4 protein-coding genes are annotated in these 8,740 nt (G+C 44.6%); all 4 read left to right on the forward strand.

The window, feature by feature from the left end:
• The 4 genes from PGR14_RS11920 (at position 1) to PGR14_RS11935 (ending at position 8,671) form a co-directional block, all read left to right on the forward strand.
• Positions 1–4,608 carry a PolC-type DNA polymerase III gene (locus PGR14_RS11920; protein WP_055262192.1) on the forward strand — a complete coding sequence of 1,536 codons (4,608 nt, stop codon included), beginning with the start codon at positions 1–3 and terminating at the stop codon, positions 4,606–4,608.
• 435 nt (positions 4,609–5,043) lie between these two features.
• Positions 5,044–5,793: a DeoR/GlpR family DNA-binding transcription regulator gene (locus PGR14_RS11925; RefSeq protein WP_270223469.1), complete on the forward strand. Its 750-nt coding sequence runs from the start codon at positions 5,044–5,046 to the stop codon at positions 5,791–5,793.
• Positions 5,793–6,713 (forward strand): 1-phosphofructokinase, encoded by a 921-nt coding sequence (gene pfkB, locus PGR14_RS11930; protein WP_008369517.1) that lies wholly within the window; start codon positions 5,793–5,795, stop codon positions 6,711–6,713. The genes PGR14_RS11925 and pfkB overlap by 1 nt, the downstream gene beginning before the upstream one ends.
• A 23-nt stretch (positions 6,714–6,736) precedes the next feature.
• A complete protein-coding gene (locus PGR14_RS11935) occupies positions 6,737–8,671 on the forward strand; it encodes a PTS fructose transporter subunit IIABC (protein ID WP_270223470.1) in 1,935 nt (644 codons plus the stop codon).
• Positions 8,672–8,740 lie beyond the last annotated feature (69 nt).

The raw sequence follows: 8,740 nt of genomic DNA on the forward strand, positions 1-8,740 counted from the left end.
ATGACAAAGCTATTTTTTGATGTGTTTCCAACATTGAATATCGATAACGACAGCCATATGTTGTTTGAAAAGGTGGAGGTGACGAAAATCACCTCCACTTCAGCCAGAAATCATATCAAGGTTTATATTTATAGTACCCATCTGATCCCGAAGAAAACGGTATGTTATGTGGAGAACCAGATTGAGGAACAGCTGTTTTCGCAGGGAAATATTCCGGTGACGATCATCGAGGAATACCGGCTTTCCGAGCAGTATACGCCGGAGAACCTGATGCATGCCTACAAGGAGAGTATTCTTTTTGAGCTGGAGCAGAAAAGTGTGCTGGAGAAAAATATGTTCCAGAAGGCAAAGTGCCGCTTCAAAGGGGAGCGTACTATGTGTCTGACTATGGCGGACACGATTGTTGCAGAGGGAAAGACCAGCGAGATCACCAGCTATCTGAAGGATGTCTTTGAGAACCGTTTCCACGTGCCGGTGGATGTAGAAATTGATTATGAAGAAGTAGGAGAGAGCAAATACAAGAAATTCAATGAAATGCAGCTTCAGCAGGAAGTAGATGCGATCAGGGAAAGGAATCAGAAGCTGCAGGCACAGCATGCCACGGAAGAGGCGGCAAAAGCAAAAGAAACGGAAGGCATATCAAAGAAGAAAGCGGAAAAAGCAGAAGATGCCGCTAAAGAAGCAGATGCATCAAGTACGCAGAATAAACAGGAACAGAAGAAACCGGAGACTCCGAAAAAACAGGAATTTGCAGGAAAGTCCAGTGGGTTCAAAAGTGGCAAGGGAAGCTTTGTGCGTCGGGATTATCCGCTCAAGCGCTCCGATGACCCGAACGTAATCTATGGACGGGACTTTGACGATATGCCGATCGAGCTGAAGACAGTTACCGGAGAGATGGGTGAGATTACTTTCCGGGGACAGGTGATCAGCTTTGATACCCGTGAGATCCGGAACGAAAAGACAATCGTCATGTTTGCCGTGACCGACTTTACCGACACGATCATGGTCAAGATGTTTACCCGCAATGACCAGCTCCCGGATCTGCTTGCGGAGATTAAAAAAGGTGTATTTCTGAAAATCAAAGGAGTTACGACGATTGATAAATTTGATGGAGAGCTGACCATTGGTTCTGTAACCGGAATCCGCAAAACTTCGGATTTCCGTGTAACAAGAAAAGACAAGTATCCGGAAAAACGCGTGGAGCTTCACTGCCATACCAAGATGAGCGATATGGATGGTGTTTCCGAGGCAAAAGATCTGGTAAAGCGAGCACATGACTGGGGGCACCCGGCAATTGCGATCACCGATCATGGTGTGGTGCAGGGGTTTACCGATGCCAATCATGTGATCGAGGATCTGGATAAGGATGATCCATTTAAAGTTATTTATGGAGTGGAAGGATATCTGGTAGATGATCTGACTAAGATCGCAGAGAACGAAAAGGGACAGGACCTGGAAGGCACTTACGTGGTATTCGATATCGAGACAACCGGTTTTTCCGCTGTGACTGACCGGATCATCGAGATTGGCGCGGTAAAAGTGGAAGACGGGAAGATCACAGATAAGTTCAGTACCTTTGTCAATCCGAAACGTCCGATCCCGTTCCGTATCACGGAACTTACCGGCATCACCGATGAGATGGTCATCGGTTCGCTGGATATTGAGACAATCTTGCCGCAGTTTATAGAATTTATTGGCGATGCGGTTCTGGTGGCGCATAATGCTTCTTTTGATGTGGGATTTATCGAGCAGAACTGCAAAAGGCAGAAGATTGAGGCTGATTTTACTTATGTAGATACCGTTGCACTTGCCCGTGTCCTTCTTCCGGCACTGAACCGTTTCAAGCTGGATACCGTTGCAAAAGCTTTAAATATTTCCCTGGAGAATCATCACCGCGCAGTTGATGATGCAGGCTGCACGGCAGAAATCTTTGTGAAATTTGTGCAGATGCTCAAAGAACGGGAACTGACAACGCTTGCAAAAGTTAATGAATTTGGGGATCTGAACCCGGATTCTATTAAAAAGCTTCCGACTTATCATGTCATTATTCTTGCAAGAAATGACATTGGTCGTGTGAATTTGTATCAGCTTGTTTCTGCATCCCATCTGGTTTACTATAACCGCAGACCCCGTATCCCGAAAAGTGTGCTAAATGAGCACCGGGAAGGTCTGATCGTGGGAAGTGCCTGCGAAGCCGGAGAGCTTTACCGTGCACTTCTGGATGGAAAGCCGGATGAGACGATCGCGAAGATCGTGGATTTTTATGACTATCTGGAAATCCAGCCGCTTGGAAACAATGCATTCATGGTAGAGAGTGACAAAGTAACTTCGGTCAATTCTATGGAAGATATCATGGATCTGAACCGGAAGATCGTGCATCTTGGGGAACAGTTCCACAAACCGGTCGTGGGAACCTGTGACGTACATTTCATGGATCCGGAAGATGAGGTATACCGCCGGATCATCATGGCAGGAAAAGGATTTGGAGATGCCGATAAGCAGGCACCACTATACCTTCGTACAACGGAGGAAATGCTGGATGAATTTGCCTACCTTGGTTCGGAAAAAGCGTATGAAGTTGTGATCAGGAACACCAATCTGATCGCGGATATGATCGAGAAGATTTCTCCGGTCCGCCCGGATAAGTGTCCTCCGGTTATTGAGAATTCCGACCAGATGCTGCGAGATATCTGTTATAATAAAGCCCATTCTATGTACGGGGATCCCCTTCCGGAGATTGTACATGAACGACTGGAAAGAGAACTGAATTCCATCATTTCCAATGGATTTGCGGTTATGTATATCATTGCGCAGAAGCTGGTATGGAAATCCAACGAGGATGGTTACCTGGTAGGATCCCGTGGTTCGGTAGGATCTTCATTCGTTGCAACTATGGCAGGAATCACGGAGGTCAATCCTCTGGTTCCACATTACTATTGCAGCAATTGTCACTATAGTGATTTTGATTCGGAAGAAGTGAAAAAATATGTGGGTGGCTGTGGACACGATATGCCGGATAAGAACTGTCCGGTCTGTGGACAGAAGCTGGTCAAAGACGGATTTGACATTCCATTTGAGACTTTCCTTGGATTCAAGGGAAACAAAGAGCCGGATATCGACCTGAACTTCTCCGGAGATTACCAGAGTAAAGCGCATAAGTATACGGAGGTTATTTTCGGAAAAGGTCAGACCTTCCGTGCCGGAACCATTGCCGCACTTGCAGAAAAGACGGCTTATGGATATGTGAAGAATTATTATGAGGAGCGTGGTGACCGTAAGCGAAACTGCGAGATCGATCGTATCGTAGCTGGCTGTACCGGAATCCGCCGAAGTACCGGACAGCATCCGGGGGGAATCGTAGTTCTTCCGCATGGAGAGGACATTAACTCTTTCACTCCAATCCAGCATCCGGCAAATGATATGACGACCGATATTATCACCACTCATTTTGATTATCATTCCATCGACCACAACCTTTTGAAACTGGATATTCTCGGACACGATGATCCGACCATGATTAAAACGCTGGAAGAGCTGATCAATTCCGATGCGATGGACAATAAATACGATGGAGTGAATAATGTATTTAAAGCGACTGATATTCCATTGGATGATCCAGGTGTAATGGGACTTTTTGCAGGAACAGAGGTGCTCGGTATCACACCGGAGGACATTGACGGATGTCCGCTTGGTTGTCTGGGAGTCCCGGAGTTTGGTACAGATTTTGTTATCCAGATGGTAATTGATACCAAGCCAAAGACGCTTTCGGACCTGATCCGTATTTCAGGTCTGTCTCATGGAACAGATGTGTGGCTGAACAATGCACAGACCCTGATTGAAGAAGGAAAGGCAACCATTTCCACGGCAATCTGTACCCGTGATGATATCATGACTTATCTGATCAACAAAGGTGTTGAAAGTGAAGAATCCTTTACAATCATGGAACGTGTGCGTAAAGGAACCGTCGCAAAAGGAAAATGTAAAGAGTGGTCACAGTTTAAAAAAGATATGCTGGAGCATGACGTGCCGGAATGGTATATCTGGTCCTGTGAGCGGATCAAATACATGTTCCCGAAAGCCCATGCTGCAGCTTATGTCATGATGGCATACCGGATTGCCTACTGCAAGATCAATTATCCGCTTGCTTATTATGCGGCATACTTCGGAATCCGTGCATCTGCATTCTCTTACGAACTGATGGGACAGGGAAAAGAAAAACTTCTCTACCATATGAAAGAATATAAAAGAAGAGCAGAACTCAATCAGCTCAGTAAAAAAGATCAGGATACCTTAAAAGATATGAAAAATGTACTGGAAATGTATGCCAGAGGATTTGATTTTTTACCGATCGATATCTACAAATCCAAAGCATCCAAGTTCCAGATCGTCGGCGACAAGCTCCTTCCACCGTTCAACACCATTGACGGCATGGGCGATAAAGCCGCCGAGGCTATGGAAATTGCCGCTAAAGACGGACCATACCTCTCTAAAGACGATTTCCGTCAGAGAACAAAAGTCAGCAAGACATTGGTTGACTTGATGGCAGATATGGGCTTGCTGGGCGACCTCCCGGAGACCAATCAGTTATCCCTGTTTGATTTTGCCTAAATAAAAAGTCAAAGTACTTAAAGATAAGTTATCATTCAATATAACTTAAAAAAGTGCTTTGGCTTTTTGGCATATAAGAGAAAAGTATAAATTTGCATTTGGTTAGGTTAAACAAAGCCTTTTGCTGCATTTTGCCAGTAACGTAGAAGCAGAGTTCCGTTCCGACTATATCCATTTCCAATTCCGTTGAGTGCAATGGAGATGAAACACAAGTCGGAACTCTGGCACCACCGATTCCGCACCCATAAAAATGCACAAAATCATCCCTATTTTTTTGGTAGTTATTTATGGCTGAAAATGATTGACTTTGACTGAAAAAGGCGATATATTAGACCTAAAGATGAATGAAAAAGAAAATAAATGATTGAAAATGACTGAAATATAAAATACAATTGAATAAATCAGTCATAACCAGTCGAAATGGAGGTGAGATAAGTGCTTGCAGAAGAAAGATTCAGTGAAATTCTGAAATTAGTGAATGAATACAAGACAATCACTGTTCAGGAACTGACCGAGCTTCTGGATATGTCAGAGTCAACGATACGAAGAGATCTGACAACACTTCATAAAAAAGGAAAGCTGATCAAGGTACATGGTGGTGCAACCGCAGTCAATATGGCGCAGTACACCAGAGACGAATCTGTTGCAGTCAGACAGGATCTGAACATTGATGAAAAGGTGCAGATCGGAAAGTATGCATCATTTCTGATTGAAAAAGATGATTTCGTCTATATCGATGCAGGGACAACCACTGATTTTCTGATTGATTTCCTGACAGAGCAGGACGCTGTGTATGTGACAAACGGAATCATGCATGCGAAGAAGCTGACACAGAAAGGATGTATAGTTTATCTGATCGGTGGGGAATTAAAAGAAGCAACGCTGGCACTGGTCGGAGAGGAAGCAATGAAAACCCTGGGAAGATACCATTTCACAAAAGGATTCTTCGGAACCAATGGGATTCATATAGAGAGTGGATGCACCACACCAGATATCCGGGAGGCTGCGATCAAAGAGATGGCAATCTTAAGAAGCGCAAAGGCTTACATCCTTGCAGATTCAACCAAATTCGGTCAGGTAGCACCGGTAACATTTTCAGAACTGGATGCAGTGGACATCATTACAACAAAGCTTAAGGATGCTACATTTAACAAATATAAAAATATTGTGGAGGTTGCAAAATAATGATTTACACAGTGACATTTAACCCGTCTTTGGACTATGTGGTACAGGCAGATCAGCTGATCCCGGGAGAGATCAACCGGACAACAAGCGAACATATCTATCCGGGAGGAAAAGGAAACAACGTATCTGTGATCCTTTCCAATCTGGGACTTAAGAGCAAAGCGCTTGGATTCAAGGCAGGATTTACCGGAGATGTACTGGAAAAGATGCTGGAAGAGTTCGGATGTGAGACAGATTTTATCCCGTTAAAAGAAGGTAATAGCCGAATCAATGTAAAGATCAATGCAGGAACTGAGACTGAGATCAACGGACAGGGACCGGTTATCACAGAAGAAGCAATCCAGGCATTATATGAAAAGTTGGATAAGCTGGAAGAAGGCGATGTACTGATTCTTGCAGGAAGTATTCCGAATACTCTGCCGGAAGATATTTATGAGAGAATCCTGGAGAGACTTTCCGGAAAAGAAATCCGTTTTGTAGTGGATGCAACCAAGGATCTTCTTTTAAAAGTTATGAAATATCATCCGTTCCTGATCAAACCGAACAACCATGAGTTAGGTGAGATGTTTAACGTAGAACTGAAGAGAAAAGAAGACATCATCATTTATGCGAAGAAGTTACAGGCACTTGGAGCACAGCATGTACTGGTATCCATGGCAGGTGACGGAGCGATCCTTGTGACAAAGGATGGAAAAGTCTATGAAACCATGCCTCCGAAAGGAAAGGTTGTCAATTCTGTTGGCGCAGGTGATTCTATGGTGGCAGGATTTATTACCGGATATCTGAATACAAAAGATATGGAAAAAGCATTCCGTCTGGGTGTGGCGGCAGGAAGCGCTTCGGCATTCTGTTCGTGGCTCGCTACAAGAGATGAGATTGTTGCGCTTCTTGGAGAACCGGCAGAAGTGTACCATATATAAAATCAAATGGGAGGAATGACAAGATGAAGATTACAGACTTACTCAAAAAGCAAAGTATTTGCCTCGATGGCAAGGCAGACTCCAAAGAGCAGGTCATCCGTGAAATGGTCGATCTGATGGCAGAAGGCGGGAACATCAATGACATTGACACCTATCGTGAAACCGTCTTCAAACGAGAAGAAGAAGGAACTACAGGAATTGGTGAAGGCATTGCAATCCCGCATGGCAAGACTGAAGCGGTAAGCGCACCGGGACTTGCAGCCATGGTACTTCCGGAGGGTGTAGATTATGATTCTCTGGACGGAGAACCGGCATACCTTATTTTCCTGATCGCAGCACCGAATACAGAGGACAATGTACATCTGGAAGTACTCAGTCGTCTGTCCATGCTTCTGATGGATGAGGATTTCAGAAACAAGCTGCTTCATGCAAAGGATGTTGATGAATTTCTTGCTTATGTTGATGCAGCCGAGAAAGAAAAATTCCCGGAAGAAGCAGAAGAAAAAGCAGAAGCTCCGGCGGATGCATCTACAAAACCGTATCAGATCCTCGCAGTTACCGCATGCCCGACCGGTATCGCCCATACTTACATGGCGGCGGAAGGTCTGGAAAAGAAAGCGAAAGAAATGGGAGTTACCATCAAGGTAGAAACAAACGGATCTGGTGGTGCCAAGAACGTACTGACACCGGAAGAAATCGCTGCCTGTGACTGTATCATCATTGCAGCCGACAAGGATGTCGCAATGGCAAGATTTGACGGCAAGCCGCTGATCAGTACAAAGGTATCTGACGGAATCAACAAAGCACAGGAGCTGATCGAACGTGCCTTGAGTGGAAATGCTCCAGTTTATCACAGCAAGGGTGGAGCAACAGAAGAGGGTGGTGCGTCATCTGACGGAGATACCATCGGACGCAAGATTTATAAGAGCCTGATGAATGGAGTATCCCATATGCTTCCGTTCGTAATCGGCGGTGGAATTCTGATCGCACTTTCTTTTCTGGTTGACGGTGCAAATGCAGGTACAGCAGCATTTGGTAGTGGAACTCCACTTGCAAAATTTTTCAACACCGTTGGAAATACAGCGTTTGGGATGATGTTCCCGATCCTTGCCGGTTATATTGCAATGGCAATTGGTGACAGACCGGCATTGATGCCTGGTATTGTAGGCGGACTTCTTGCAAAAGCCGGAACTTCTGTATTCCTTGTAGAAGACGCATGGATTTCATCCGGATTCTTCGGTGCACTGATCGCCGGATTTGCAGCAGGATACCTGATGATCGGATTGAAGAAATTGTTTGACAAGCTTCCGAAAACTCTGGAAGGGACAAAACCGGTTCTTCTGTATCCATTCTTTGGGATTCTGATCATGGCAGCATTTATGATCTTTATCGTAAACCCACCGGTTGGAGCATTTAACACCTGGCTGAATAATGTCCTTTCCGGAATGGGAGAATCCAGCAAGATGCTTCTGGGAGCGGTTCTTGCAGGTATGATGTCCATTGATTTTGGCGGACCGTTCAACAAAGCGGCATATGTATTTGGAACGGCATCCATCGCAAGTGGACAGTTTGATATTATGGCATCTGTTATGATCGGAGGTATGGTTCCACCGATCGCAATCGCACTTGCCACCACATTTTTTAAAAACCGTTTCACAAAGAGTGAACAGCAGACAAGTATCACAAACTACATCATGGGACTTTCTTTTATCACAGAAGGAGCCATTCCATTTGCAGCATCTGATCCGCTTCGAATCATTCCGCCATGTATAGTTGGTTCTGCAATAGCAGGCGCATTATCCATGATGTTTGGATGCGGATCAAGAGCTCCGCATGGAGGAATTTTTGTCATCGGAATTATTGACAATCCATTGATGTTTTTGATAGCATTGGTTGTAGGAGCTGTCGTAGCAATGGCGGGAATTGTATTACTCAAAAAGCCATTGAAAGCAGAGTAGTAACTTATTAATTTTCTAAATATTTTTTAAAGAACAGGAGTGTTGAATCATGAAAGAATTTAAGTATGT

Source organism: Coprococcus sp. AF99-45 (assembly GCF_027663865.1).
In the GTDB taxonomy this organism is placed as follows: domain Bacteria; phylum Bacillota; class Clostridia; order Lachnospirales; family Lachnospiraceae; genus Allocoprococcus; species Allocoprococcus comes.